Annotated in this window: 26 protein-coding genes; 15 read left to right on the top strand and 11 right to left on the bottom strand. The window is 65.2% G+C overall.

Translation table 11 applies throughout. The features are described from left to right. Positions 1-31 precede the first annotated feature (31 nt). From rodA to AC1PQG_RS00605, 5 genes are all read right to left on the bottom strand, one after another. Positions 32-1174 (bottom strand): rod shape-determining protein RodA, encoded by a 1143-nt coding sequence (rodA, locus tag AC1PQG_RS00625; RefSeq protein WP_481120756.1) that lies wholly within the window; start codon positions 1172-1174, stop codon positions 32-34. Further along, the gene (gene mrdA / locus AC1PQG_RS00620) at positions 1167-3071 is read right to left on the bottom strand and encodes a penicillin-binding protein 2 (RefSeq protein ID WP_481120755.1); all 1905 of its coding nucleotides are present in this window, start codon (positions 3069-3071) and stop codon (positions 1167-1169) included. The genes rodA and mrdA overlap by 8 nt, the downstream gene beginning before the upstream one ends. A gap of 15 nt (positions 3072-3086) precedes the next feature. Then, positions 3087-3608: a rod shape-determining protein MreD gene (mreD, locus tag AC1PQG_RS00615; protein ID WP_481120754.1), complete on the bottom strand. Its 522-nt coding sequence runs from the start codon at positions 3606-3608 to the stop codon at positions 3087-3089. A 3-nt stretch (positions 3609-3611) separates the two neighbouring features. Beyond that, on the bottom strand, positions 3612-4520 hold the full coding sequence (gene mreC / locus AC1PQG_RS00610) for a rod shape-determining protein MreC (RefSeq protein ID WP_481120753.1): 909 nt from the start codon (positions 4518-4520) through the stop codon (positions 3612-3614). A gap of 111 nt (positions 4521-4631) precedes the next feature. Further along, positions 4632-5675, bottom strand: coding sequence for a rod shape-determining protein (locus AC1PQG_RS00605; protein WP_079434790.1), 1044 nt, complete (start codon positions 5673-5675; stop codon positions 4632-4634). Positions 5676-5785: 110 nt separating this feature from the next. On the opposite strand from AC1PQG_RS00605, the gene gatC reads away from it, so the two are divergent. The 4 genes from gatC (at position 5786) to gatB (ending at position 9623) form a co-directional block, all read left to right on the top strand. Beyond that, complete coding sequence (gatC, locus tag AC1PQG_RS00600) at positions 5786-6073, top strand: Asp-tRNA(Asn)/Glu-tRNA(Gln) amidotransferase subunit GatC (RefSeq protein ID WP_481120752.1); 288 nt, start codon at positions 5786-5788, stop codon at positions 6071-6073. Between the two features lie 75 nt (positions 6074-6148). Continuing rightward, complete coding sequence (gatA, locus tag AC1PQG_RS00595; RefSeq protein ID WP_481120751.1) at positions 6149-7603, top strand: Asp-tRNA(Asn)/Glu-tRNA(Gln) amidotransferase subunit GatA; 1455 nt, start codon at positions 6149-6151, stop codon at positions 7601-7603. Between the two features lie 11 nt (positions 7604-7614). Then, positions 7615-8136 (top strand): hypothetical protein, encoded by a 522-nt coding sequence (locus tag AC1PQG_RS00590; RefSeq protein WP_481120750.1) that lies wholly within the window; start codon positions 7615-7617, stop codon positions 8134-8136. Between the two features lie 26 nt (positions 8137-8162). Beyond that, positions 8163-9623 (top strand): Asp-tRNA(Asn)/Glu-tRNA(Gln) amidotransferase subunit GatB, encoded by a 1461-nt coding sequence (gene gatB, locus AC1PQG_RS00585; RefSeq protein ID WP_481120749.1) that lies wholly within the window; start codon positions 8163-8165, stop codon positions 9621-9623. Between the two features lie 73 nt (positions 9624-9696). Here the strand turns inward: gatB and AC1PQG_RS00580 are convergent, their stop codons facing one another. Then, on the bottom strand, positions 9697-10473 hold the full coding sequence (locus AC1PQG_RS00580) for a hypothetical protein (RefSeq protein ID WP_481120748.1): 777 nt from the start codon (positions 10471-10473) through the stop codon (positions 9697-9699). A gap of 178 nt (positions 10474-10651) precedes the next feature. On the opposite strand from AC1PQG_RS00580, the gene AC1PQG_RS00575 reads away from it, so the two are divergent. From AC1PQG_RS00575 to AC1PQG_RS00540, 8 genes are all read left to right on the top strand, one after another. Continuing rightward, a complete protein-coding gene (locus AC1PQG_RS00575; RefSeq protein WP_481120747.1) occupies positions 10652-13717 on the top strand; it encodes a bacteriohemerythrin in 3066 nt (1021 codons plus the stop codon). A 172-nt stretch (positions 13718-13889) separates the two neighbouring features. Beyond that, on the top strand, positions 13890-15410 hold the full coding sequence (locus AC1PQG_RS00570) for a gluzincin family metallopeptidase (protein WP_481120746.1): 1521 nt from the start codon (positions 13890-13892) through the stop codon (positions 15408-15410). Positions 15411-15470: 60 nt separating this feature from the next. Then, complete coding sequence (locus AC1PQG_RS00565; RefSeq protein ID WP_481120745.1) at positions 15471-15890, top strand: hypothetical protein; 420 nt, start codon at positions 15471-15473, stop codon at positions 15888-15890. Positions 15891-15929: 39 nt separating this feature from the next. Then, positions 15930-16703: a TIGR01458 family HAD-type hydrolase gene (locus AC1PQG_RS00560; protein WP_481120744.1), complete on the top strand. Its 774-nt coding sequence runs from the start codon at positions 15930-15932 to the stop codon at positions 16701-16703. A 12-nt stretch (positions 16704-16715) separates the two neighbouring features. Continuing rightward, on the top strand, positions 16716-18095 hold the full coding sequence (locus AC1PQG_RS00555; protein ID WP_481120743.1) for an APC family permease: 1380 nt from the start codon (positions 16716-16718) through the stop codon (positions 18093-18095). A 4-nt stretch (positions 18096-18099) separates the two neighbouring features. Continuing rightward, positions 18100-18879, top strand: coding sequence for an AraC family transcriptional regulator (locus tag AC1PQG_RS00550; protein WP_481120742.1), 780 nt, complete (start codon positions 18100-18102; stop codon positions 18877-18879). A 159-nt stretch (positions 18880-19038) separates the two neighbouring features. Then, positions 19039-19995: an alpha/beta hydrolase gene (locus AC1PQG_RS00545; protein ID WP_481120741.1), complete on the top strand. Its 957-nt coding sequence runs from the start codon at positions 19039-19041 to the stop codon at positions 19993-19995. A gap of 310 nt (positions 19996-20305) precedes the next feature. Beyond that, positions 20306-20773 (top strand): hypothetical protein, encoded by a 468-nt coding sequence (locus AC1PQG_RS00540; protein WP_481120740.1) that lies wholly within the window; start codon positions 20306-20308, stop codon positions 20771-20773. A 287-nt stretch (positions 20774-21060) separates the two neighbouring features. On the opposite strand, the gene AC1PQG_RS00535 is transcribed toward AC1PQG_RS00540, so the two are convergent. Next, a complete protein-coding gene (locus tag AC1PQG_RS00535; protein WP_481122948.1) occupies positions 21061-21324 on the bottom strand; it encodes a DUF4337 family protein in 264 nt (87 codons plus the stop codon). A 38-nt stretch (positions 21325-21362) separates the two neighbouring features. Here AC1PQG_RS00535 and AC1PQG_RS00530 point away from each other — a divergent pair, with 38 nt between their 5' ends. Continuing rightward, a complete protein-coding gene (locus AC1PQG_RS00530) occupies positions 21363-21860 on the top strand; it encodes a hypothetical protein (RefSeq protein ID WP_481120739.1) in 498 nt (165 codons plus the stop codon). 28 nt (positions 21861-21888) lie between these two features. Here the strand turns inward: AC1PQG_RS00530 and AC1PQG_RS00525 are convergent, their stop codons facing one another. The 4 genes from AC1PQG_RS00525 to AC1PQG_RS00510 form a co-directional block, all read right to left on the bottom strand. Further along, on the bottom strand, positions 21889-22152 hold the full coding sequence (locus AC1PQG_RS00525) for a DUF4337 family protein (RefSeq protein ID WP_481122947.1): 264 nt from the start codon (positions 22150-22152) through the stop codon (positions 21889-21891). Between the two features lie 564 nt (positions 22153-22716). Next, positions 22717-23247, bottom strand: a complete 531-nt coding sequence (locus AC1PQG_RS00520) for a DUF4337 domain-containing protein (protein ID WP_481120738.1) — start codon at positions 23245-23247, stop codon at positions 22717-22719. Between the two features lie 48 nt (positions 23248-23295). Beyond that, positions 23296-23964: a hypothetical protein gene (locus AC1PQG_RS00515; protein WP_481120737.1), complete on the bottom strand. Its 669-nt coding sequence runs from the start codon at positions 23962-23964 to the stop codon at positions 23296-23298. A 428-nt stretch (positions 23965-24392) separates the two neighbouring features. Further along, positions 24393-24860, bottom strand: a complete 468-nt coding sequence (locus AC1PQG_RS00510) for a hypothetical protein (RefSeq protein WP_481120736.1) — start codon at positions 24858-24860, stop codon at positions 24393-24395. A 549-nt stretch (positions 24861-25409) separates the two neighbouring features. Here AC1PQG_RS00510 and AC1PQG_RS00505 point away from each other — a divergent pair. Then, positions 25410-25736, top strand: coding sequence for a hypothetical protein (locus AC1PQG_RS00505; RefSeq protein WP_481120735.1), 327 nt, complete (start codon positions 25410-25412; stop codon positions 25734-25736). Between the two features lie 128 nt (positions 25737-25864). Then, on the top strand, positions 25865-26890 hold the full coding sequence (locus tag AC1PQG_RS00500; RefSeq protein WP_481120734.1) for an AraC family transcriptional regulator: 1026 nt from the start codon (positions 25865-25867) through the stop codon (positions 26888-26890). Positions 26891-26977: the final 87 nt, after the last annotated feature.

The raw sequence follows: 26977 nt of genomic DNA, 5'->3' as shown, positions 1-26977 counted from the left end.
TGTTCGGGCACGCGCATCAGCGCGCGCGGGTTCAGGTGCCTACCCGACGCCGATGACGCTGTATGCTCATGAGCATCCCAACGCCGAGACAAAGGGTAACGAGTGCAGTGCCGCCGTAACTGACGAAAGGCAGCGGAACTCCAACAACGGGGAGGATTCCGCTCACCATGCCCATGTTCACAAACGCATAAGTGAAGAAGATCAGCGTCAGGGCGCCAGCAAGCAGGCGCGAGAACAGGGTCGGGGCACCAGCGGCAATAAAAAGGCCGCGAAAAATCAACAGGATATAAAGTACCGCAAGAAGCAGGGCGCCGGCAAGTCCAAATTCTTCGGTGAGCACTGCGAAGATGAAGTCCGTATGACGTTCAGGCAGAAAGTCCAGGTGTGTCTGGGTACCCTTGCCCCAGCCCTTGCCCAGCACCCCACCCGAACCGATGGCAATAGTGGACTGGATGATGTGGAAGCCCTTGCCTAGCGGATCGGACGTTGGATCGAGCAGCGTGCACACCCGGTGTTTCTGATAATCCCGCAGGCCCGGCCACACCACATCCGGCTGACAGATGGTGTCGCCCATCGCGACAATGGCCCCGACACCAACGATGCCGACCAGCGCCACCGGCAGGATCAGACGCCAGGTCAGGCCGGCGAAGAACAGCACGTAGAAACCCGCCGCAGCCACCAGGATCGCCGTGCCCAGGTCGGGCTGCTTGGCGATCAAGCCCACCGGCACCAGCAGCAGCGCCGCTGCCACGAAGAAATCCCGCACCCGCAACATGCCTTCCCGGCTTTGAAAGTACCAGGCCAGCATCAGCGGCATTGCGATTTTCATCAGCTCGGACGGCTGGATACGCGCCACGCCGATGTTCAGCCAGCGCCGAGCCCCCTTCGAGACATCACCGAACAAGGCCACACCGATCAGTAGCAGCACGCCCAGCACGTACAGCGGCAAGGCCACACTCATCATGCGCTGGGGCGGAATACGGGCGGCAGTCCACATCACCACGAAAGCCACCCCGATATTCATCGCGAGGGTATCCAGGCGATCCGGCGAGGCACTGACCATAACCACCGTGGAAAAGCTCAGGATCGCCAACACGATCAGGGCCAATGGCCCATCGAGCGGCGAGAGGACTCCTGCCAGCCACTTACGGAGACTGAAGCGGAAGTCAGTCACCGCCGGCATCCCCCGTCGAACCTTCCGCCGCCGGATCTTCAGCGGCCATCCCGGCCGGCAGCTTACCGAGCAGGTAGTAATCCATCACCGCACGGGCGATCGGAGCCGCCGACTGGGCTCCAAAGCCGCCGTTCTCCACGAGCACCGCCAGTGCGATGGTCGGCTTGTCAGCCGGCGCGAAGGCAATGAACAGCGCATGGTCGCGCAGACGCTCATTGATCTTCGCCGAGTACTTGCCGCCCTTCAGCGAAAACACCTGGGCCGTGCCGGTCTTGCCAGCCGCCAGATAGGGGGCACCAGCGAAGGCCCGTGCGCCGGTCCCCTCCTTGTTCACGCCCACCATCGCCCGCCGGATCGTCTCCAGGTGCTCCGGCTTGATCGGGATGGTCTTGATCGGCTCCGACTCGATGGCGCGGCGGGAACCATCCTTCGCGCTTTCGATGTACTTGACCAAGTGCGGCTTGTACATCACACCGCCCGCCGCCAACGTGGCGGTGGCATGGGCCAGTTGCAGCGGCGTATAGGCGTTGTAACCCTGACCAATGCCGATGGAGATCGTCTCACCACCGAACCACTTCTGCTGCTCCGGCCGCTTGAAACGCTTGCGCTTCCATTCCGGCGACGGCAGCACGCCGGTGCTCTCACCTTCGATGTCGATGCCGGTGCGGCTACCAAAACCGAACTGGCCCATGATCGACGCAATCAGGTCGATGCCCATGTCGTTGGCCAGGCGGTAATAGTAGGTGTCACAGGACTGCACGATGGAACGGTACATATCCACCATGCCGTGGCCACCCGGCTTGTCGTCGCGAAAATGGTGACCACCGAAATCATAGAAGCCCGGATCGGCGATCGCCTGGCCAGGCGTTCTCTTGCCGCTCATCAGCGCCGCCAGGGCAAGGAAGGGCTTGAACGTCGAGCCTGGCGGATAGGCGCCATTGAGGGCCCGGTTGACCAGCGGATGATCGGGCGAGTTGTTCAGTTCATCCCAGTCCTGCGCTCCGATGCCATCCACGAACAGGTTGGGATCAAAGGTCGGCACCGACACCAGCGCCAGGATGCCGCCGGTACCCGGCTCAATGGCCACCAGGGCCCCGCGACGATTGCCGAAGGCCTTCTCGACCACCTCCTGCAGCTTCAGGTCGACGGTCAGGATCAGGTTGTTGCCCGGTGTCGCATTGGTCCGCCGCAAGCCCCGCACCGCCCGGCCGCCGGAGTCCACTTCAACCTCTTCGAAACCGGTCGTGCCATGCAACTCCCGTTCGTAGCTCTTCTCGAGACCGGCCTTGCCCATGTGGTCGGTGCCACGGTAGTTGGCCGAATCGTCATTCTCCTCGATACGCTCCAGATCGCGATCGTTGATGCGACCGATGTAGCCGACCAGGTGGGCACCCAGATTGCCCATTGGATAATCGCGGAACAGACGGGCCTTCAGCTCGACGCCCGGAAACCGGTAGCGCTGAGCGATGAAGCGGGCCACTTCCTCGTCCGACAGGCGGTTGCGGATCGGCAGCGACTCGAAGCTCTTGCTCTCGTCCATCAGCTTCTTGAGACGCCGGCGGTCCTTCGGCTGGATGTCCACCAGCTTGGAGAGCGCCTCTATGGTCGCATCCAGGTCCGCCACCTTGGACGGCGTGATCTCGAGCGTGTAGGCCGAATAGTTACGGGCCAGCACCGTACCGTTGCGATCAAGGATGAGCCCGCGGTTAGGCACCACCGGCACAAGGGAAATCCGGTTGTCTTCGGCTCGCGTGGAGTAGTAGTCGTAGCGGAGCACCTGCAGGTAGAAGAAACGCGCCGCCAGCAGTACGAAGCACACCACCGCCACGACGCCGGCCACCGCCAGGCGGTTGCGGAAACGGGCCAATTCCTGCTCAGGAGTACGAATACCGCTCATGACATGTCGCCGGCGCTAGATCGGCCGGTTCTCGTCCCGCTCGACCGGCTGGTACTGGGGCAGCAACAGCACGTAGTGCAACGGGATCCACAACGCCGCACCGACGAAGCTGCCGAAGAACATCCACCAACCGGGGAACTCGGCGCCCGCCAGCAGGCGCACGACGACCATCACGACCTGCGTCAGGAAAAGCAGCGGCAGCACGTGCAAAGCCTGCTCCACCGGTGTGAACCACAGCACCCGGCGGGCCAGCTCATTAGAGGCATAGGCCAGCAGCACATAGGCGAAAGCATGCTGCCCCAGCGCCGCACCGACACCGATGTCAGTCAGCAGACCAAAAACAAAACCCGCACCAATGCCAATCTTGAGCGGCTCGCGGACACACCAGAAGGCCAGAACCAGCGCCACGAAATCCGGCACCGCCGGCAGATGGCCAGTCGGGATGTAATTGAGGAACAGTGCGATGAAGAGCGTCGTATAGACGAACCACATCTTCACCGGCAGCAGGATTCGGCTCGAACGGTTAGTCGGTTGCATCGCCTAGTCCTTCACCGCCCGGGACTTGCGCCCCTTGCCCTTGTTGATGACTTCCGGCTCCGGCGGCCGCGGCAGCACATTGGCCCGCTGACCGAGTACCAGCACGTGGCTGAACTGCTCGACGCCGGCCGCCGGCAGACATGGAATGCGTGCGAAGGCCTGCGCCTGGTCGCGCTCCACGCGCGCCACCGTCGCCACCGGCAGCCCCGACTGGAAGACGCCGTCAAGGCCCGAGGTCACCACCTTGTCGCCGGGCTGCACGTCGGCATTGGCCGCCAGGTAGCGCAGCTCCATCAGACCGTTGCCCGAACCGAACAGCACTGCCCGCAGACCGCTGCGGACGATCATCACCGGAATCGCCTGATCCTTGTCGGTCAACAGCGTCAGTTCGGACTGCATCGGGAACACGCGGGTGATCTGGCCGACCACGCCGACGTTGTCCACCACCGCCTGCCCGGCCTCGATACCGGCCTGGGTACCCTTGTCGAGAATCACCTTGCGGGAGAACGGGTCTTTGGCGGTGTACATGATCTCGGCAACGACCGTATTGACCTTCTGGCGCTCGCGCACCTCCAGCAGCTCACGCAGGTGGCGGTTCTCCTGCTCAATCTGGTCGAGGCGCAACAAGCGCTCGGCGCCCTGCAGCTGCTGGCGCTTGAGTTCCTTGTTCTCGATCTGCAGGCGCACCAGCGACGCGAAGTAGTCCGAAGCGTTGCGCACAAAATCCGCCGGCGTGGCCGCCGCCATCTGCATCGGATAGGCCAGCACCGACAGCCCCTGGCGGAAGGCCTCCAGGTAGCGCAGGTTGAGATCGCTGACCAGCAGCCCCAGCGAGACAAGCACGAAAAACACGAGCTTGGCCAGCGGCGCGGGCCCGCGTTTGAAGAAAGGAGGAGGCGAATGACCGACCATGGGGCAGTTCGCTTGCGATCACGCAACGACCGTGCCCGGGACCAGCCCGGGTCGCCGGCGCATGCGGATGAACGAAGCGTTCACCGCAGGCGCCCCGGTCGTCGCCGACGCTTACTCGCTGGTAAAGATGGAGCCGAGCTGGTCCATCTTTTCGAGGGCCATGCCCGAGCCGCGCACCACACAGGTGAGGGGATCGTCGGCAACGATCACCGGCAGGCCGGTTTCTTCCATCAGCAGGCGATCCAGGTCACGCAGCAACGCGCCACCGCCGGTCAGCACCATGCCGCGCTCGGCGATGTCGGCGCCCAGTTCGGGGGGCGTCTGCTCGAGGGCGATCTTGACCGCAGAAACGATCTGGTTAAGGGGCTCGGTGAGCGCCTCGAGGATCTCGTTGGAGGAAATCGTGAAGGCGCGCGGGATGCCCTCGGCCAGATTGCGGCCCTTGACTTCCATCTCCTGCACCTCGGAACCCGGGAAGGCCGAGCCAATGCCCTTCTTGATCGCCTCGGCGGTGGTTTCGCCGATCAGCATGCCGTAGTTGCGGCGGATGTAATTGACGATGGATTCGTCGAACTTGTCGCCACCGACGCGGATCGAGCCAGCATAGACCATGCCGCCGAGGGAGATCACGCCCACCTCGGTGGTGCCGCCGCCGATATCCACGACCATCGAGCCGGTCGCATCGGCCACCGGCATGCCGGCACCGATCGCCGCCGCCATCGGCTCCTCGATCAGGTACACATTGCTGGCACCGGCGCCGAGGGCGGATTCGCGGATCGCCCGGCGCTCCACCTGGGTCGACCCGCAGGGCACGCAGATGATGATGCGCGGGCTGGGGGAGAACAGGCGGGTGTCATGGACCTTCTTGATGAACTGCTTGAGCATCTGCTCGGTGACGGTGAAGTCGGCGATCACGCCATCCTTCATCGGCCGGATGGCCGTGATGTTGCCCGGCGTCTTGCCCAGCATCTGCTTGGCGGACATCCCCACGGCAAGAATGGTTTTCTTGGCGTTCGGCCCGCCTTCGGTGCGGATGGCGACCACGGACGGCTCATCGAGAACGATGCCTTTCCCCCGGACGTAGATCAGCGTGTTCGCGGTGCCAAGGTCAATGGCGAGGTCATTCGAAAAGTAGGAGCGCAGAGAACCAAACATCGGTGGAGAATCCCGGAAACCGTAGGGGTTGGAGGTGGGAATTGGGCAATCGAAGAATCGCTTATGATAACCTACAAACCTTTGTCGTTTAAGCAACTTTGTAAATAGCCATGTCTCTTTCCCTCGACGAAGTCCGCCATATCGCCAAGCTCGCCCGACTCGAACTCGCCGTTGGCGACGCCGAGGCCACGCAGGCCAAACTGAACGGAATTTTCGGCCTCATCGAGGAGATGCAGGCGGTCGATACCGACGGGGTCGAGCCGATGAGCCACCCCCAGGAACTGGCCCAGCGCCTGCGCGACGACGCGGTCAGCGAAACCGACCGCCGCGCCGCCTTCCAGGCCGTCGCACCGCAGACCGAAGCCGGCCTGTACCTGGTGCCGAAGGTCATCGAATAAGGCCCGCCACCGGACTCTGATCGCCGCCGGCCTGGCCGGCGCCCCAGCACCGCTCAAACCGCAGCCCCACGCACCATGATCGAATCCAGTCTCAAGGACATCGCCGCGGCCCTCCGCGACAAGAAGGTTTCCGCCGTCGAACTCGCCACCGAGAGCCTTTCCCGCATCGAAGCCGGCAACGCCCGCATCAACGCCTTCGTCACCGTCGACCGGGACGGTGCGCTGGCCACCGCCAAGGCCGCCGACGAACGCCTCGCCGCCGGCACCGCCGGTCCGCTGACCGGCATCCCGCTGGCCCACAAGGACGTCTTCTGTACCGAAGGCGTGCTCACCACCTGTGGCTCGAAGATGCTGTCCAACTTCGTCAGCCCCTACGACGCCCACGTGGTCAGCCTGTTGAAGGCCGCTGGCGCGGTGATGGTCGGCAAGACCAACATGGACGAGTTCGCGATGGGCTCCTCCAACGAGAACTCCCACTTCGGCCCGACCCGCAACCCCTGGAACACCGACAAGGTGCCTGGCGGCTCGTCCGGCGGCTCCGCCGCGGCGGTCGCGGCGCGCATGGTGCCGATCGCCACCGGCACCGACACCGGTGGCTCGATCCGCCAGCCGGCCTCCCTGTGCGGCATTACCGGCATCAAGCCGACCTATGGCCGCGTGTCCCGTTACGGCATGATCGCCTACGCCTCGTCGCTCGATCAGGGCGGCGCCTTCGGCTACAGCGCCGAAGACTGTGCGCTGCTGCTGTCCGCCATGGCCGGCCACGACCCGCGCGATTCCACCAGCCTCGAACAGGGCGCCGAAGATTTCGGCCGCGACCTCGCCAAGCCCCTCGCCGGCCTGCGCGTCGGCCTGCCGAAGGAGTTCTTCGCCGAAGGCATGTCGGACGACGTGCGCGCCACCGTCAACGCCGCCATCGCCGAATACCGCAAGCTCGGCGCCACCACCGTCGAGGTGAGCCTGCCCAACGCCCGCCTGGCGATCCCGGCCTACTACGTGATTGCCCCGGCCGAGGCCAGCTCCAACCTGTCCCGCTTCGACGGCGTGCGCTACGGCCACCGCGCCGCCGACTACGGCGACCTCAACGACATGTACTGCAAGAGCCGCGCCGAAGGCTTCGGCAGCGAGGTCAAGCGGCGCATCCTGGTCGGCACCTACGTGCTGTCCCACGGCTACTACGACGCCTACTACATCAAGGCCCAGAAACTGCGCCGCCTGATCGCCAACGACTTCGCCGCCGCCTTCCAGCAGTGCGACCTGATCGCCGGCCCGGTGAGCCCGACGGTAGCCTTCGGCATCGGTGAGAAGAGCGACGACCCGGTCCAGATGTACCTGTCCGACATCTACACCATCGCCGTGAACCTCGCCGGCCTGCCCGGCCTGTCGCACCCGGCCGGCTTTGGCGCCGGCGGCCTGCCGGTGGGCCTGCAACTGATCGGCAACTACTTCGGCGAGGCCCGCCTGCTGAACGCGGCCCACCAGTACCAGCAGCACACCGACTGGCACACCCGGGTACCCGCCGGCCTGTGAAGGCACGCACCATGACCACCCTGCCACGCGCCTCCATCGCCCGCATCGCCGCCGGCCTGGCCGTGGCTGTGCTGGCCGGCTGTAGCGTGGTCGCACCGCGCCCCTCGACGGCGCCGCCGGCCCCGGCAGCCGAACAGCAGCCGGCCGAGGTACTGGCTGCCCCGTCCGGTCGCCTCAAGCCGATGCCGCTGCGCACCTTCACGGTCGCCACCGACTGCCGTTTCCGCGACGAGACCGGCAGCTCCGGCAAGGCCACCGTGGACGTGAGCGAATCCAAGGTGCGGGCCCTCAACGTCGAACTGACCATGCCCAAGCACGGCATCTGCCGCTATGAGCTGGCCAGCTTCCATCAAACCCAGGCCCTGCCGTCCGTCGAACTGGAAGGCCCCCGCGACTGCCGCGTGCGGATGTGGGAACAGGGCGAACAGATCACCGTCGCCTTCGCCGGCTGCTACAGCATGTGCTCCCCGTCCAGCGCCCACGACTACGTGTGGCCGCTGCTGATCGACAAGAACACCGGCAAGTGCGACTGAACGACCAAAAAATCTAGAGAGCAAACATGAGCAGAACCGACTGGGAAGTCGTCATCGGGCTGGAAATCCACACCCAGCTCAACACGCAGTCCAAGATCTTCTCCGGCGCCAGCACCGCCTTCGGAGCCGAACCCAACGCCCAGGCCTGCGCGGTGGACATCGCGCTGCCCGGCGTGCTGCCGGTGCTCAACAAGGGCGCCGTCGAGCGGGCCATCCGCTTCGGCCTGGCCATCGGCGCCACCGTCGCGCCGAAGAGCGTCTTCGCCCGCAAGAACTACTTCTACCCCGATCTCCCCAAGGGCTACCAGATCAGTCAGTACGAGCTGCCGGTGGTCCAGGGCGGCCAGATCACCCTGCAGGTACCGGATGGCAAGGGCGGCGCCTACGAGAAGGTCGTCAACCTGACCCGCGCCCACCTGGAAGAAGACGCCGGCAAGAGCCTGCATGAAGACTTCCACGGCATGACCGGCATCGACCTCAACCGCGCCGGCACGCCGCTGCTCGAGATCGTCTCCGAGCCCGACATGCGTTCGTCGGCCGAAGCCGTGGCCTACGCCAAGGCCCTGCACGCGCTGGTGCGCTGGATCGACATCTGCGACGGCAACATGCAGGAAGGCTCCTTCCGCTGCGACGCCAACGTCTCCGTGCGCCCCCGCGGCCAGGCCGAGTTCGGCACCCGCCGCGAGATCAAGAACCTCAACAGCTTCCGCTTCCTGCAGCAGGCCATCGACTACGAGATCCAGTGGCAGATCGATCTCATCGAGGACGGCGGCAAGGTCCAGCAGGCCACCGTGCTGTTCGACGCGGACACCGGCGAAACCCGCGCCATGCGCAGCAAGGAAGACGCCCACGACTACCGCTACTTCCCCGACCCCGACCTGCTGCCGCTGGTGATCTCCAGCGAGTGGATCGAGCGCGTGAAGGGCGAGCTGCCGGAGCTGCCGGAGGCCCTGTCGGCCCGTTTCCAGGGCGAATACGGCCTGTCCGCCTACGACGCCACGACCCTCACTGCCAGCCGCGAAGTGGCCCAGTTCTACCTCGACACCGTTGCCGCCGCCGGTGCCGCCAACGCCAAGACCTGCGCCAACTGGGTGATGGGCGAACTCGCCGGGCGCCTCAACAAGGCCGAGCTGGACATCACCGCCAGCCCCGTCAGCGCAGCGCAACTGGCCGGTCTGGTGCAGCGCATCGCCGACAACACCATCTCCAACGCCATCGCCAAGAAGGTCTTCGAGGCGCTGTGGAACAAGGAAGGCGAGTCCGCTGACGCGATCATCGAAGCCCAGGGCCTCAAGCAGGTCACCGACACGGGCGCCATCGAGGCGATCATCGACGAAGTGCTGGCCGCCAACCAGAAGTCCGTCGAGGAATTCCGCGCCGGCAAGGAAAAGGCCTTCAACGCGCTGGTCGGCCAGTGCATGAAAGCCTCCAAAGGCAAGGCCAACCCGGCCCAGGTGAACGAGCTGCTGAAGAAGAAGCTCGGCTGAACCTCAGTCAGCCAGCCTGCAAGAAACGCAACGGGCCGCCCCTCGGGACGGCCCGTTTTGCGTGAACGGCGCCCTACTTCCAGTACGGCAACAAAGCCTTCGCCGCGTCGATGCGATGCGCCGCGCTGGCCGTCGGGTCGTTCATCACCGCCAGCAGGAAGCTCTGCGGATCGCCGAAATGGCCTTCGACGCCGAGCCTTTCGGTGCCGCCCATCGTCGGCAGTACCGGCAAGCCGGACTGCACCTCGGCCACGACCGATGGCGCAGCCACCACCGGCGGCGGCGCCAATTGCACCAGCGCCCGCTCGAAAGCCATCCGGTCGATGCGCAGGAAATTGCCCAGCAAGTCGGCCTGGCGTTCCGGATTCGGCGCGATGTCCAGCCACGGCTCATGGGCCAGCACGCGGCCCATCGACGGATCGATGAAGGCCGACCACTTGCCGCTGGCGACGTTGATGCCCGGCACCACGTGCACCGTCGTTCCCGGACACGGCGCCAACCGCGCCGTCGGCACCTCGGCCAGATAACGCCGGCTCAACCCGGCCAGGAAACTGCCCGCCTTCGCCAGCGGCACGGGATCCGCCAGCGAAAACCACAGCTGGAAACCATCGGCCCCCGTTACCGCCATCACCGGCGCCGGCAACTGCAGATCATCCTGCACCGCCTGCCACAGGGCCGCGACGCAATCCCAGGCGTCCGCACCGCTCACCCCCAGCACCATCGCCCGCAGCTGCCCGTCCGGCCCCAGCGGATCGAAGACCTGCGCCACACCGCTCAGCAAGGCCTCTTCGTCCGGCGACAAGCCGGGATAGAAAAAGAGCCGCTGCAGTTCCGCAACCAGTTTGTTCATGGATCACCACCCGACGACGACCGGGCGACTGTACCCGGCCTCCCTACCCATCCGCAACGCAGAGCACCCGGCACCGGCGGCAAAGATACGAAAAAGGTCCGGCCGCTCACACGATTTGACCCGCACGCCCTCCCAATTCGGGCAATAATCCACTGCACGCCGCCGTCGCAGCCCCGCCATGAATACCATCGACATTTTTCCGTGGGACGATAACTTCAACACGGGCCTGCCCACCATCGATGAGCAACACCGCAAGCTGGTGCATCTGCTCAACCGGCTGGCCGGCCAGCTCACGCAGGAAGCGGACGAGCTGGACCTGGCGCCGCTGTTCGACGAACTGGTTGCCTATACCGTCTATCACTTCGAGACCGAAGAACGGATCTGGAACACGTTCATGGGGGGCGACGCCCACGAAATCGCTCACCGGAACAACCACGCCTCCTTCATCCGCTACGTCCAGCAGACCCGCAACAGCCTGCACACCCGCCCGCAAACGGAAGTCGCCGAAGATGCCCTGGGGTTCCTGACCCGCTGGCTGGCCTCCCATATCCTCGAAACCGACCGGGCCATGGCCTACACCGTGCGCGCCATTCAGGACGGCATGCCGCTGGAAGTCGCCAAACAGCATGCCGCACGGCAGATGAGCGGGGCCACCCGCACACTGGTCGACATCATCCTGTCGATCTACGCCACCCTGTCCAGCAACACCCTGCGCCTCTTGCGCGAACTGGCCGAACACCGCCAGGCCCGGATCGCCCTCAGCGACGCCAAGGACGCCCTGGAGAAATCCGGTCGATTGTTGCAGACCATCATCGATACGGTGCCGATGCGCGTCTTCTGGAAAGACCGGGACCTGCGCTACCTCGGCTGCAACCCGGTCTTCGCGCGGGATGCCGGCAAGTCGGCCCCGTCGGAACTGATCGGCAAGGACGACTACGCCCTCACCTGGGCACCGGAAGCCGACATCTACCGGGCCGACGACCGCGCCGTCATCGAATCGGGCGTGGCCAAGCTCGGCTACGAAGAGCCGCAGACCACGCCGGACGGCCACCAGATCTACCTGCGCTCCTCCAAGGTGCCGCTCACCGGATCCGATGGCGACATCATCGGGGTACTGGGCATTTACGAGGACATCACCGACAGGACCGAAGCCCAGAAGGCCCTGCACGAGAGTGAGGAGCGCCTGCGCCTGGCCCTCGGCGTCGCCAACCAGGGCTGGTTCGACCTGGATCTGCCCAGCGGTCGGGTAAACCTCAGCCCCAATTACGCCAGCATCATCGGCCACGCCGACGGCAACTTCGAAACCAACCTCTCCAACTGGTTCGCCAACATCCACCCGGACGATGTGGAAGCCCTGCAGCGCAAGTTCGCCGCCTGCCTGCGCAGCGGCGGCCCGGAAAGCATGGAATACCGCCGCCGCACCCGCTCCGGCGACTGGATCTGGCTCGAGTCCGTCGGCAAGATCGTGCAATGGGATGCCTCCGGCAAGCCGCTGCGCATGATCGGCATCCATACCGACATCTCCGCCCGCAAGAAAGCCAGCGAAGAACAACGCCGCCTGAACCGCGCCCTGCGCCTGCTCAGCGAATGCAATCTGGCCCTGGTCCGTGGCGATGACGAAAGCCAGTTGCTCAACCACATCTGCCGCCTGGTGGTCGAATCCGGCGGCTACGTGATGGCCTGGGTCGGCTACGCGGACAACGACTCCCAGAAGTCGGTCCAGCCCGTCGCCCGCTCGGGCTACGAAGAGGGCTATCTGGACAATGTGCGGATCAGCTGGGACCACAACCTGGACATCGGCCGCGGCCCGACCGGCAGTGCCATCTGGTCCGGCGAGACGCAGATCAATCAGGACGTGGCGAGCAATCCCGGCCTCGGCCCCTGGCGCGCGGCCGCCACCCAGCGGGGCTACCGCTCGTCGATCGCCCTGCCGCTGCGCCACGACGGCACGGTGTTCGGCGCGCTGACCATCTATGCGGCAGAGCCCCATGCCTTCCACAAGGATGAAATCACGCTGCTCGAAGAACTGGCCGCCAACCTCAGCTTCGGCATCCGGGCCCTGCGCACCCGTGCCCAAAGGGAGGCCGCCATCGCCGCCAATCAGGCCAAGAGCTCCTTCATCGCCAACATGTCCCACGAGATCCGCACGCCGCTCAATGCCATCAACGGCATGGTGCACCTGCTGCGCCGGGACGGCGTGGACGAGCAACAGGAAGGCCGCCTGGCCAAGATCGAGGACGCCAGCCAGCACCTGCTGGAGATCATCAACACCGTGCTCGACCTGTCGAAGATCGAAGCCGACAAGCTGGAACTCGCCGACGACCCCGTCGACCTGCACGCCCTGCTGCAGCGTGCCGCCGCGATGGTCCAGGAGCGGGTGCACGGCAAGCACCTTCAACTGAGCATCACCCTCTCGCCTGATCCGGCACCACTGCTTCGCGGCGACGCCACCCGCCTGCAACAGGCCCTGCTCAACTACCTCGCCAATGCCGTGAAGTTCACCGAAGCCGGACACATCCGGCTGAACTGCGAGATCACTGCAGACGACGGCGACTGCGCGTGGGTGCGCTTCACCGTCCAGGACACGGGGATCGGCATCGCCCCCGACGCGCTGGCCCGCCTGTTCTCGGCTTTCGAACAGGCTGACAACTCCACCACCCGCCAATATGGCGGCACCGGCCTCGGCCTCGCCATCACCCGCAAGCTGGCCGAACTGATGCAAGGCGAAACCGGCGCCGAGAGCACCCCCGGCGAAGGCAGCACCTTCTGGTTCACCGCCCGCCTCAAGCACGCGGCACACACGGCCAGAGCAGCAAACCCGACGACAGACCTCACCAACGCCGAAAGCACCCTGCGCCAGCGCTTCGCCGGCAGCCGTGTGCTCCTCGTCGAGGACGAACCCACCAACCGGGAAGTCGCCAAGCTCTTCCTCGAGGACGTGGCACTGGCCGTGGATATCGCCGTGGACGGCCTCGAGGCCGTATCCCGGGCCCGCTCGCAGCCCTACGACGTGATCCTCATGGACATGCAGATGCCGCACCTCGACGGCCTCGATGCCAGCCGCCAGATCCGCTGCTTGCCCGGCCACGCCCATACACCGATCATCGCCATGACCGCTAACGCCTTTGCCGACGACCGCCAGCGCTGCCTGGCCGCCGGCATGGACGACTTCATCGCCAAGCCCTTCGCCCCCGAGCAACTGTTTGCGACGCTGCTCCAGTCCCTCGCCAACCGCGGAACATGACCCCTCCCATGCGGGGGGCATCCTCCGCACAAGCACATTTACATTAACCCATTGTGGGCTAGACTGGCCTTAGCCCGCCGGCGACAGACAAGCGGGCCACACAACCCGGCCCGGACGGACAGCGCCGCGCCGCGGCCCCACCGCCGGGCTCACTCCTGGAATGGGGATGATCATGGCCAAGACTTCTTCAGATACGGGCAGCAAGAAACCCTCCAAGAGCAGCACCAAGCCGCCGAAGACCACGAAGCCACCAAAGACGCCGCCCCCACCGGCCAGCCTCCTGATCAACGCCTGGGAACAGGACCCGGGTGCCAGCTCTGCCGCCGACGGTGGCACGCTGATCCAGCGTAGCGTCCCCCAGCTGTCCGCCACGCCCCTGCCCACCAAGATCACCCACCCGTCCGCCGCCCCCGCCGCCGGGGTGTACATGCCCGCCACCGCCGAGTTCCGCTACTGGGCCTGTGCCGACGCGCTGCGCCGCGGCTCCGACTTCTGGGGTGGCCTCATCGCCGGCGTCCAGTGGCAGGTCGGCGCCACCCTGCCGGTGGATCTCGACCACGGGCAGGATCTCAACGCCTATTACGACCGGGTCGGCCTGCGCTTCTTCCACGGCAGCGTGCGGGGCCGCACGTTCTATTCCGGCGAAAGCCCGGACGTCGTCTGCCACGAACTCGGCCACGCCCTCCTCGACGCGATCAAACCGCAGCTGTGGGACGCCGCCAGCCTGGAAGTGGCCGCCTTCCACGAATCCTTCGGCGACATGAGCGCCCTGCTCACCGCCCTGCAACTGCCCTCCGTGCGCCACAGCGCGCTCGCCGAGACCCAGGGCGTGCTCTACCGCTCCAGCGCCCTGTCGCGCCTGGCCGAGCAGCTCGGCTGGGCGATCCGGCAGAGCTACCCGGACGCCGTCGAGAGCGACTGCCTGCGCAACGCGGTCAATTCCTTCTCCTACACCGCGCCCCAGCACCTGCCCAGCTCGGGGCCCGCGTCGGTGCTCAGCGCCGAAGCGCACTCCTTCTCCCGCGTGTTCACCGCCGCCTTCTTCGAAGGGCTGGCCGGCATGTTCAAGGCCCAGCCCAGCCAGGACGAGAACGGCCTGCTCCGCGCCAGCCACGACGCCGCCACGCTGCTCGTCGCCGGCATCGGCAGTGCGGCGGTGGTGCCGGCCTTCTACAGCCAGGTGGCGGCGCAGATGATCCTCGCCGCCAAACAGCAGTTCGCCGCCCTGCCCTACGCCCAGGCCCTGAAGAGCGCCTTCGTCCGCCACGGCATCCTGTCCCCCGCCGCCGCCGCCACCACCGAGACCGCCAGCCCCCGCGGCATGGCCGAACCGGCGGCCGAGCTGGCACGCGTAAGCCTCTCGGTGGCCGAATACGGCCTCAGCGACGAGGAGGTGCACGTCTATGCACCATCCCAGGCCGCCCAACTGGCCGTCGCCGGTGGAGCGCGGGGCATGGGCTCGTCCCCCGACACCGCGCCCACCGACGCCGCCCGGGCCTTTCTGGAACACCTGCTGCGCCGGGGCCGCCTCAAGCCCCAGGAAGAGAAAGGCGGACAAACTCGCGGACTGGTCGCCCGCAGCACCGCCCCCAACACCCACGAAACCCACACCCACGAGCTGCGCCGGGAAGGCAAGGACCTCGTCCTGCGCCGCCTGCGCATAGACTGTGGCCCATACTGCACGCACCACTGACACAGCCACTCCGGCGGGACGCCCGCCCCGCCGGCCTCCACCAACACCTCGGATAGCCCCGTGACCGACCCGCAAGCCCCCGCCGCCAACCCGGACGAAGCCCTGCTACATGCCGGACTGGCCCGGCGCGGGCTGGAACTGGCCGGCATCGACGCGCACCGGCCCGACGGCAGCTACGACCTGCAGGTCACCCGCCTGCAGGCCCTCGACGGCGGGCACGGCCACACCCTCTACGCCCCGGTACGCTTCCCGTGCCGGGTCCGCCTGACGGCGGCCGGCGAGCTCGACTGGCTGGACGGCGACGCCGCCGCGGACGCCGCCCGGGCCGACGCCCAGGCCTGGCTGTCGATGCTGATCGCCAACCAGCAACTCGCCCCGGCCGGCGCGCCACTACCGCCGGGTGCCACCCACCGTATCGAACCAGACGCCGCCGGCCGCCCGGTGGTACACCGCGCCCGCTTCGGCCTGGGCTTCCACTGAAGGCCCCGCAGCCGGCCGCTGCCGACCGGAGAGACATTCATGCCCCTGCCCACCGCCCCCCGTGCCGTGCTGATCGACTTGGCCGGCGTGCTGCACATCGACGACCAGGCCATCCCCGGCGCGGTCCGGGCCCTCGAGGCCCTGCGCGCCAGCGGCCTGCCGCTGCGCTTCCTGACCAACACCACGCGCAGCCCGCGCGGGCGCATCGTCGCCAGCCTGCAGGCGATGGGTTTCGACATCACCGCCGACGAGATCCAGACCGCCGTGCTGGCCACCCGCCGGCTGGTGGAGCAGCGCGGCCTGCATCCGCATTACCTGGTCCACCCCGACATCGCCGGCGAAATCGGCACCAGCCATGCCGAGCCCGATGCGGTGGTGATCGGCGACGCCGGCCCGCATTTCGAATACGACGCGCTGAACACCGTCTTCCGCCTGCTGATGCAGGGCCTGCCCTTCATCGTGATGGCCCGCAACCGCTACTTCATGGCCCACGACGGCCTCACCCTCGACATGGGCGCCTTCGTCAGCGGCCTGGAATACAGCAGCGGCCGCCAGGCCGAGGTGGTCGGCAAGCCGGCCGAGCTCTTCTTCCGCACCGTGCTCGACGAACTCGGCGTGGCCCCCGCCGACGCCGTGCTGATCGGCGACGATCTGGCCGACGACATCGGCGGCGCCCACGCCGCCGGCATTCCCGGCATCCTGGTGCGCACCGGCAAGTTCCGCCCGGCGGACGAGCACCACCCCACCCATCGCCCGGCCGCCGTGGTGGACGACTTCGCCTCCGCCGTCGCGCTGCTGGCCTCCACGACCTGAAGCCCGGCCGGCATGGACACCCGGCGCAAACTGGCCCCGGACGCCCTCGGCGCCTTCGAATCGGCGGTGATGGGCATCGCCGGCACCGCACCGGCCTTCAGCGTCGCCGTCACCACCGCCACCATCGTCGCCGCGGTGGGCGTGCTGTCGGTGGGCAGCATCCTGTACTGCGGCCTGATCATGTTCGGCATCATGCTGGCCTTCTTCCACCTGTGCAAAATCACCCCCGACGCCGGCGCCGCCTATGCCTGGGTCGGCCACGTCTTCGGGCGCAGGTGGGGCTTCTTCGCCGGCTGGGGGCTGTTGGTCGCGTCGATCTTCTTCATGGTCTCGGCCACCGTCCCGGCGGCCACGTCGACGCTGGTGCTGCTCGCCCCCGGCAAGGTCGAGAGCACCGCCTGGGTGACCTTCACCGCGGCACTCTGGCTGACCCTGGTCACCGCCGTGGTGACCCGCGGCATCAAGCACTCCAGCTACGCGCAACTGCTCCTCACCGGCACCGAGACCGCCGTGGTGCTGGCGCTGATCGTCGGTGCCTTCGTCGAATACGGCGGGCGGCCGGCCCACGTGCCGTCGGTCATCTGGTTCTCGCCGTTCTCCTTCACGCCGCAGCTGTTCGCCACCGGCGCGCTGACCGCGATCTTCTTCTACTGGGGCTGGGACGTGACCCTCAACCTCAGCGAGGAAACCCGCCACGACGGCACGGACGGCGCCCACCCGGCCGGCAAGGGCGCCTTCTGGGCGATGGTGAACCTGATCCTGTTCTTCATCATCATGATGGTCGTGGTCCTCATCGTGCTCAGCGACGAGGAGATCGCCACGGCCAACACCAACGTGCTGTACGCCATCGCCAACAAGCTCTTTCCACCGCCGTGGAACTACCTGGCGGTGCTGTCCACCATTCTCAGCACCATCGGCACCATCGAGACCCAGATCCTGCAGTTCAGCCGCAGCATGTTCGCGATGGCCCGCGACGAGATGCTCCACCCCCGTTACGCCGACATCCATCCCCAGTGGCAGACCCCGTGGCTGGCCACGCTGGTGATCTGGCTGCTCGGCGTGCTGCTGCTGTTCAGCGCGTCCTACATGCCGTCGGTGAGCCGCATCCTGCAAAGCTCCATCCTCGCCATCGGCTTCCAGATCTGCTTCTACATGAGCCTGGCCGGCTTCGCCTGCGCCTGGCACTACCGCGCCAGGCTGGCGAGCGGCGCCGTGGACGCCGTGTCCTACGTGCTGTGGCCGCTGCTGGCGGCGCTGTTCATGGTCTTCATCGCCATCTACAGCATCCCCAGCTTCGACGCCGTCACCGACATCATGGGCATCGGCGGCATCCTCATCGGCTTCGTGCCGCTGATCCTGGGCCGGCTGCGGCGGGTGAACCGCGCGCCCTAGCCCCATGTCCCTAAAAAGCACCCGCCGCTCCGACTACGAAACCGCCGCCATGCCGCTGGGGGTGATGCCCAAGGACTACCCGGACGGTTTCGCAGTGGACACCCATCGCCACACCCGGGGCCAGCTCATCTACGCCACGGCCGGCCTGATGAAGGTGTCCACCGCCACCGCCCTGTGGCTGGTCCCACCGCAGCACGCGCTGTGGATGCCGCCGGAGCTCGACCACCGCATGCAGGCCATCGGCCGCGTCAGCCTGCGCAGCCTCTACGTGCGGCCCGACGTGCTGCCGCCGGACCTGCCCGCCCACCCCAGGGTCATCCGCGTGTCGGCCTTCCTGCGCGAGCTGCTGCTACGGGCCGCCGCCGTGCCCATCGGCTATGCGGAAGACAGCCACGACGCGCAGATCCTGGCCGTGCTGCTCGGCGAGATCGCGCTGGCCTGCCAGGCCATCGACTTCCGCCTCGCCACCGCCAGGGACAAGCGGTTGGCCCGGGTCTGCGACGCGCTCATCGCCGACCCGGCCCGGGGCGACAGCCTGGAGGACTGGGCCAGCTTCGCCGGCACCTCCGGCCGCACGCTGGCGCGCCTCTTCAACAGGGAGTTCGGCGTCACCTTCAGCGCCTGGCGCCAGCAGGTCCGCATCATGCTCGCCTTGCCACGGCTGGCCGCCGGCGAGCCCGTCACAGTGGTCGCCGCCGACCTGGGCTACGCGACGCCGGGCGCCTTCACCCAGGTGTTCCGGCGCCTGATGGGCGCCGCACCGAGCAGCTATTTCGCGGACTGAGCGTCCCCCAGCCGGGCGCCATCGGCAGGGCGCCCGCCCGCTTGTCCGATTCGCCACCGAAGATGGCAAGGCCAGCGCAGCGGGCCGCGCTTCATCCGCCTACTCTCCTCCCATGCCCACCCGGCGTACCAACCGCAAGCCCAGAGGAGAAACCACCGCATGAACCCGCAAGCCACTCCGGCCCCAGCCGCCCATCCGGGCCCCGTCCAGCGCCAGGACATCGGATTCGACGCCGACGGCATCACCCTGCGCGGCTGGCTGTACCGCCCGCAGCAGGAGGCCACCGGGCAACACCTGCCGGCCATCGTGATGTGCGGCGGCTACGGCACGACGAAGGAGATGTTCACCGACCTCTACGCCGAGAAGTTCGCCGCCGCCGGCTTTGCGGTGCTGCTCTACGACCACCGCGGCTTCGGCGCCAGCGACGGCCTGCCACGCCACGAGGCCAACCCGTGGCAGCAGGTGGAGGATTTTCGCCACGCCATCACCCATGCCCGCGGCCTGGACGGCATCGATGGCGAGCGCGTCGGCATCTGGGGCAGCAGCTACAGCGGCGGGCACGCGCTGGTCGTCGCCGCCACCGACCGCCGCGTCAAATGCGTGGCCGTCCAGGTACCGACCACCAACGGCACCCAGGCCGCCCTGCGCCGCGTCTCCGGAGACGCCGAAACCGCCCTCTTGGAACGCTTCGCCACCGACCGCCAGCAACGTGCCGCCAGGGCCGCGCCGGCCATGCTGCCGCTGATGGGCGACGCCGACTCCGGCGCCGTCTACCGCAGCCCGGACTCCATCGCCTGGTACACCGCCGCCTACCGGCGCGCCCCCGCCGAAAAACCGGAGATCAGCCTGCGCTCCGTCGAGTTCGCGCGGGCCTACAACCCCGGCGACTACATCGAACGCATCAGCCCGACTCCCCTGCTGATGCAGATCGCCGAACAGGACTCGATCACCCCCACCGACCTCGCTCTGGCCGCCTACCGCAACGCCCTCGAACCCAAGTCCCTGCGCATCATCCCCGGCGCCGGCCATTTCGATGCCTACGGGCGGGACTTCGAAGCCAGTTCCAGCGCCGCGCTGGCGTGGTTCGTGGACCACCTGCGGCCGACTGGGTTGTAGGCTACCGCACGGGCCAGAAACATCTTCGCCTGGGTCGCCGACTCCAATGCGAGGGCCTGGACCTTCTATCGCAGGCAAGGCTTTGTCGCCACCGACGAAACCCAGGCCCACCCGCAAGCCGCGCAGCGTCGTCAAGACACAAGCCTGAGCCCCCTCCAACCCTATCCCCGCACCCAATCGAAGGCTTCCGATACAGGACGGCCCCCGGCGGAGATCGCGCCCCATGCGAAAGAGGTAATCAATTCGGATGGCTCACGGCTTCGATAGAATGACGGCTCCGTCGGATACGTTTGCCTGCCGTGGAGCTTGCTTGAAACCTCGCCAGGCGTCCGCCAAAAGCAGACCCACGCGTCCGTGTAAACGCGGTTCGCCATTCCCAATCGGAATACCTGTGCTTTTTCTAAAATTCATTGCCACCATTTACGCAGTCCTGGTGTTACTTGGTGGGCTTCTCGCGGCCGAAGACAGTTCTGTACTTGGCTATCCCGAGTTCCTGGTGTTCGGAACTATCGTTGCATCTATCGCACTGGCACTCGGCATTCTCTCTCTGACATACAGGTGGTATCCGACCTGGGTTCGGGACTATTGGAAGCCAACGTTTGCCTTCTGCGTAGCAGACTTTGTTGTTGGGATGCTCATGGATTCATCAATCCCGGATGACTACAATCTTTCAACTGACGGCGTGGCCTGGCTGCTCAACACCGCTGTCGTAATGCTTTTCTTGGCGCCTGCCTACTATTTGAATTTCAAGCTTGCGTTCCATCTCCGTGACCAATAATCCATCAATCGGACCGCCGAACCGGAGCTGCCCGGTGCGACACACCGCAGGCTGAATGCCCTGCGGCAGATGCGCGTGTTCTCGCTTATGGCACTTGTTGCGCTGTGCGCGTGCGAGAAACCAGACACGCGCGTTTCTTGTTATACGGCGCAACTTCATCTCGAGCGTAACGGCGCATGTGTATCTGAACCCGGCAGTACCGGGGAACTTCGATCGGGTTGGTCTAGTGACCGCCCGCATCACAGCTGATTTGCCCTGAGGGAAAGCGCAATTTTGGGAACTGAATCTCACAGAAACCCCAGGAACCCATCCGCAAACAGCGCCACCCCCACCAACCCGATGGGAATCGCCGTCCACCACACCCGCTTGGCCTTGACCAGGCCAGCCACCGAGTTGAGCAGGATCGCCACCTGCAGGAAGATCACCGCCAGGCCGAAGGGGCGGCCATGCAGTTTGGCTTCGTCGCGCAGGGCCTCGAAGCCGCGGGCCTTGGCTTCGATGTCCTTCTTCTCCTGCTTGTAGCGCTCGATCTCCTTCTGGTACTCGGCGATCTTCTGCTATTTGAATTTCAAGCTTGCGTTCTATCCCCATGACCAATAATCCAGTCAATCGGACCGCCGAACCGGAGCCGCCCGGTGCGACACGCCGCAGGCTGAGCGCCCTGCGGCAGGCGAGCGCGTTCTCGCTTATAGCGCTTGTTGCGCTGTGCGCGTGCGAGAAAACAGCTACCGGAGAGGCTCAGTCTGAATTGCGGACTGACGTCATTAACTTCGAAAAAGCCACGGGAAACCTCCCGCCTCCAATTATTAGCGAGAAGTTCACCGAACTCATCCGAAATTACATACCCGAAGGCACTACGTTCAGTGACGCTGAGGCATTTCTTGTCAAAGCGGGTTTCAAGCTCGACACGGATCCATACAGAATTCCAAAGAGGGCCGGTCATCACGATGAGACACACGCTTATCTTGTTATACAGCGCAACTTCTACTCGACCGCAATGGCGCATGTGTATCTGAAACCGGCAGTGCCAGGGAACTTCGATCGGATTGGTCAAGTGACCGCCAGCATCACAATTGATTTGCCCTGAAGGAGAAAATAATCCTGGGAACTGAATCTCACAGGAACCCCAGGAACCCATCCGCAAACAGCGCCACCCCCACCAACCCGATGGGGATCGCCGTCCACCAGACGCGCTTGGCCTTGACCAGGCCGGCCACCGAGTTGAGCAGGATCGCCACCTGCAGGAAGATCACCGCCAGACCAAAGGGGCGGCCATGCAGTTTGGCTTCGTCGCGCAGAGCCTCGAAGGCGCGGGCCTTGGCTTCGATGTCCTTCTTCTCCTGCTTGTAGCGCTCGATCTCCTTCTGGTACTCGGCGATCTTCTGCTATTTGAATTTCAAGCTTGCGTTCTATCCCCATGACCAATAATCCAGTCAATCGGACCGCCGAACCGGAGCTGCCCGGTACGACACGCCGCAGGGCGCTCAGCCTGCGGCAGGTGCGCGCGTTCTCGCTTATAGCGCTCGTTGCGCTGTGTGCGTGCGAGAAAACAGCTACCGGAGAGACTCAGTCTGAATTGCGGGCTGACGTCATTAACTTCGAAAAAACCACGGGAAGTCTCCCGCCACCGGTTGTCGACGAGAAGTTCACCGAGCTCATGAGGAATTACATACCCGCAGGCACTACGTTCAGTGACGCTGAGGCGCTTCTTGCCAAAGCGGGTTTCACGATCAACACGGACCCATTCAGAGTTCCGCCGCGGGCCGGTCATCACGATCAGACACGCGCGGCTCTTGTTATAGAGCGCGGCCCTATCGCGACAGTAAGGGCGCATGTGTATCTGAACCCGGCAGAACCGGGGAACTTCGATCGGGTTGGTCGAGTGACCGCCCGCATCCTAGTTGATTTGCCCTGAGGGAGAGCAGAATCCTGGGAACTGAATCTCACAGGAACCCCAGGAACCCATCCGCAAACAGCGCCACCCCTACCAGCCCGATGGGAATCGCGGTCCACCACACGCGCTTGGCCTTGACCAGGCCGGCCACCGAGTTGAGCAGGATCGCCACCTGCAGGAAGATCACCGCCAGGCCGAAGGGGCGGCCATGCAGTTTGGCTTCGTCGCGCAAAGCCTCGAAGCCGCGGGCCTTGGCCTCAATGTCCTTCTTCTCCTGCTTGTAGCGCTCGATCTCCTTCTGGTACTCGGCGATCTTCTGCTGGTAGGCGGGCACGGCCGGGTTGTCCGGCGGCAGGGCCATGGCCTGCAGGCGGAACTGCTCCACCTGCACCTCGAACAGGTGCTGCTTGGTGCTCTTGGACTGGTAGAAAGCCCACTGGTCCGAGGCCAGCGCCTGATTGACCACCCCTTGGGTCGAGAACGACCCGCCCTTGAAGGTGGACAGGGTCGCGCACACGGCCAGCACCACGGTGGCCAGGGACATGCCGTTGAGCCACGGCTCCTTCTTTTCTTCGCTCATGCTTCCAACTTTCCTTGCTGCAGATACAGGTGGCGGATCACGCCGCCTTCACTCGACGACGGCCGGCGCCAGGGTGGCTGCGGGTGCGGGCGGGGGAGCCAGCACTGCGCAGGCCTCGGGCAGCCCGTCCAGGCCCTGCTTTTCGACACTGAAACGGGCCACCGGCGCGTCGTGGCCGGCCTGCTGCACGCGGATCACGTAGAGGCTGTCGTAATCGTCGTCGGCCCACTTGGGCACCGCCTTGGGGTCGGCGCCGAGGGTCTTGAGGAACAGGCGCGCCAGGGATTCGCCCCAGTGGTGCTCCCAGGCGATCACGTGGGTGCCCGCCTCCTTGGCCAGCACCTGGTGCACCAGCGGCTTGATGTCCTCCATGCCGCCGCCGAGGGTCACCGGCCTGCCGGCGCGGATCGCCAGCGGCTCGATGGTGGCCAGCGGGCGCACATAGTTGAAGGGCACGCCCTTGTCCTTCTTCACCACCCCCGGATTGGGCGCATACACCCCATCCGGCACGCCGAAGCGCGACAGCAGCAGCGGCGCCAGCGCCAGCGAGCGGTTGAGCCCCTGGCAGGTAAGCTGGCCCAGCCCGTCGGCGGGCTTCTCGCCGTGGCGCAGGATCACGATGCTCATGTCCGCAAAGGCCGGCACAGCCGCCAGCCCGCACACCAGCGCCAGGCCCCGCAGCGCACTGCGCGCGGCAAGGGTTCGAAGGATCTTCATGTGAGTCGGCCCCCATGGCAGCCCCGCCGCCGGAATGGGGCGGAGCAATTCAAGAGGCGCGATCTTCCGGGATTTTGGCCGCGAAGGACAGGGGGCCGTGGGCCATCCGGCAACCCACCCGCCGGGGTGGATATTCACTGTCCATTTTTCGGGTGCGGAGCCCGAAGTTTCGGACTCGACTGCCGAAGTTTCGGATTCCGGATTCGAAACTTCGGACCTTGAATCCGGAACCCCGGTCCCGGCGTTCGAAACTTCGGCGGGCGGGACCGAATATTCGGCCCGAGCCCCCCGACATTCGATGACGGCCGCCAAAACTCCGGAGTCAACCACCGAAAAACGGATGGCATTCTCCCGTCTCCGGGAGAATGCCATCCAAGCATCGACGAGCGAATCCGAAAGGCGCTCCGGCGCCGTTCGGCAACCCGCGCTCAGGCCGTGGCTTCGGCCGGCTTGGCGCGGCGGCCGGGATTGCGCACCAGCATCGCCTTGCGCAGGGTCTCCAGCCCCTCCCCCTTTCCGAACATCTTCATCAACGCATACCCTTCCAGCATGGCCACGAGGATGTCGCTGCCCAGCGCCGTCGTGGTGTCCTCCGCCTTCGCCACCACCTCGCGCAAGCGCAGCAGGCGCGGCCGCAGCGCATCGAAGGCGGCGAAATCGCGCTGCACCTCAGCCACCGAAAAGCTCGGCGGCAGGATGTCCCGGTTGTGCTCCAGCACCAGCGCCGTCTGACGACAGAACTGCTCCGACTTGTCGCCCATCTTGCTGAGCGAGCGTACCTCGTCGGCCGACAGGCTGATGAAGGGCGCAAAGATCTGCTCGATGGTGGTGAGCGCCTGATCCAGCGTGGCAAGGGCTTCGGCGGACAGATCGAGGGAAACGAGGTTCTGCGTCATGGCGTGGCTCCGGGTGAAATAGGGAAGATCGCGCCGGACGGGTCCGCAAGGCGGACAGGCATCGCCGGCGCGCCGGAATATTACGATGAGATTACGTCAAATGCATACACCAACGAACAAGGCGGACCATCGCGGCCTCAACCTCATTGGCTGGCCGTCCGCGGAGTGACGTACTCAACTGAAGCCATTCGCAGCAGACAGGAGCATGGCGGGCATGACAAGAAAATGGTGCAATACGGCCAATCGCGGCCCCTTAGATACCCTTTCGCAAAGTGGACACTGCTCCCGTTAAACTGTCTGGCATACTTAAACACTCATGCTGTAAACATGAACTCGAAACATCTGAATTTCATGAGCAAAGTACAACCATCCGGGCGCCTCCGGGGTCATCTGTCATACGAGCCCCGGCGTTCGTGTAAAGACTGTTGGCGATAGCACATGGCCACTTGGAAAAAAGTAGTCCTTTGGGTTATCGGTACCCCCCTCGTAATGTTTGGTGGCTGCGCTGCATTGTTAGCGCGCCTTGGCGCGGATATGTGCGCAGAGTCGATGATCGACCAATTCCCGTCGCCCAGCGGGAAATTGAAAGCTGTTGTATTTCAAATAGATTGTGGGGCCACAACCAGCTTCAACAGCCATGTTTCTATCGTGCCCGCTGACACCGACACCTCCAAGAAGGATTCTCTGCCCCAAAGTTTCTTTGTCGCCGATGGAAACCGTGGTCAAGCACCGACCGGGAAAGGCGGCGGCCCAGAGGTTCGCGTCACCTGGAGGGATGACGGCCACCTCGAGATCCAGCACCACCATCTTGCGCATCTAATTCGCGCGGAGCTGAAATCAGAAGGGGTCACCATTGACTACACACCATTTCGCTAAACCCGTACTCAGCCTCGTTTCCCTCTATCGCCGAGATGTCTCGCAAGCGCGGCAGACTCTTACCAATCGAAGTCCAGCTTGAAAGAATTTCCATTTATTGAATTCAACAATATTGTTTTTCAAGTGCAGTGACCTCTCTCGCCATTCTTCTCGCCGGTTTCTCGATATTCAGCGCAATTAGCCTTGCCCTGACGCATTTCCGCGGCGACCAATACCAAGGCCAGCCGATGTCGCGCCTGATGGGATTTGTCCTGCTGATGGCGTTGAGCGGTCTGCAGATCGCGCACTTCGTGTGGCTGTACCTCGATCAGGAATGGGTGGCAACGCTGCCGTACCGCATGATCCTGTTTGCCGTGGCGCCCTCTTTCTTCCTGTTCAGCCAGCCCTTGCTGACCCCCAAGGTGCCCCCTCTGATTAGGCCTGCGCTTCTCGGTCACGCGCTGCCAATCGTGATTTCCCCCTTCCTGCCTGACGATTTGTCCTTGCCGCTGGCTTTCAGCGTTGGCGCCGGCTACCTGCTGTGGCTGGCGCGCAGTCTCTACGCCCTGCGCGGCGAGCGGGCGAGCTTCCACCGGGAGATGATTCTGCTGGGCTGCGTATTCGGTATTGCGATCGGCGTCTCGGCGCTTGGGCTGGCCCAGGCGTCGCTGCCTGGCAAACTGTTTTTCAGTCTGTACGCGATCTCGATCGGGGCCGCCTTTTTTCTGGTGCAAACCACGCTCGGCCTCCGGCCAAAACTATCCGTTGAGGTCACGGAAACCGTGCAGACTGCCTATGCCAGTTCCACGCTGACCAATGTGGATTGCGATGCGGCCCTGGCGAGGCTGAACACCCTGATGACAGCTGACCGAAGCTATGTGGAGCCGGACCTGAGCCTTCCCGGTCTGGCTGAACGTCTCGGACTTAGCACTCACCAACTGTCGGAGCTGATGAATGCCCGGTTGGGCAAGGGTTTCTCCCGCTACTTGCGTGAACTGCGCGTTGCAGCCGCCAAAGCCATGTTGTGTGATGAACCGTCCGCCTCTGTCCTGTCCGTTGGACTCAGCGTGGGATTTACCTCGCAGTCGAATTTCTACGAGGCCTTCCGCGAGATCGAGGGCACGACCCCCGGCCAGTTCCGCAAGCTCCACGCCAGGAGCAAGCCATCCAAGTAGCGGTGATTGGCTGACCGAAGCTCCGAAATGATCTTTCCGGAGCCGAAAAATGTTCCGTTTCGATAGGAATGGAAGGATTCAGGAGGG

The organism is Zoogloea sp. GDB6, assembly GCF_056724105.1.
The sequence above is the reverse complement of the archived record's forward strand: the minus strand, read 5'-3'. Positions and strand labels throughout refer to the sequence as shown.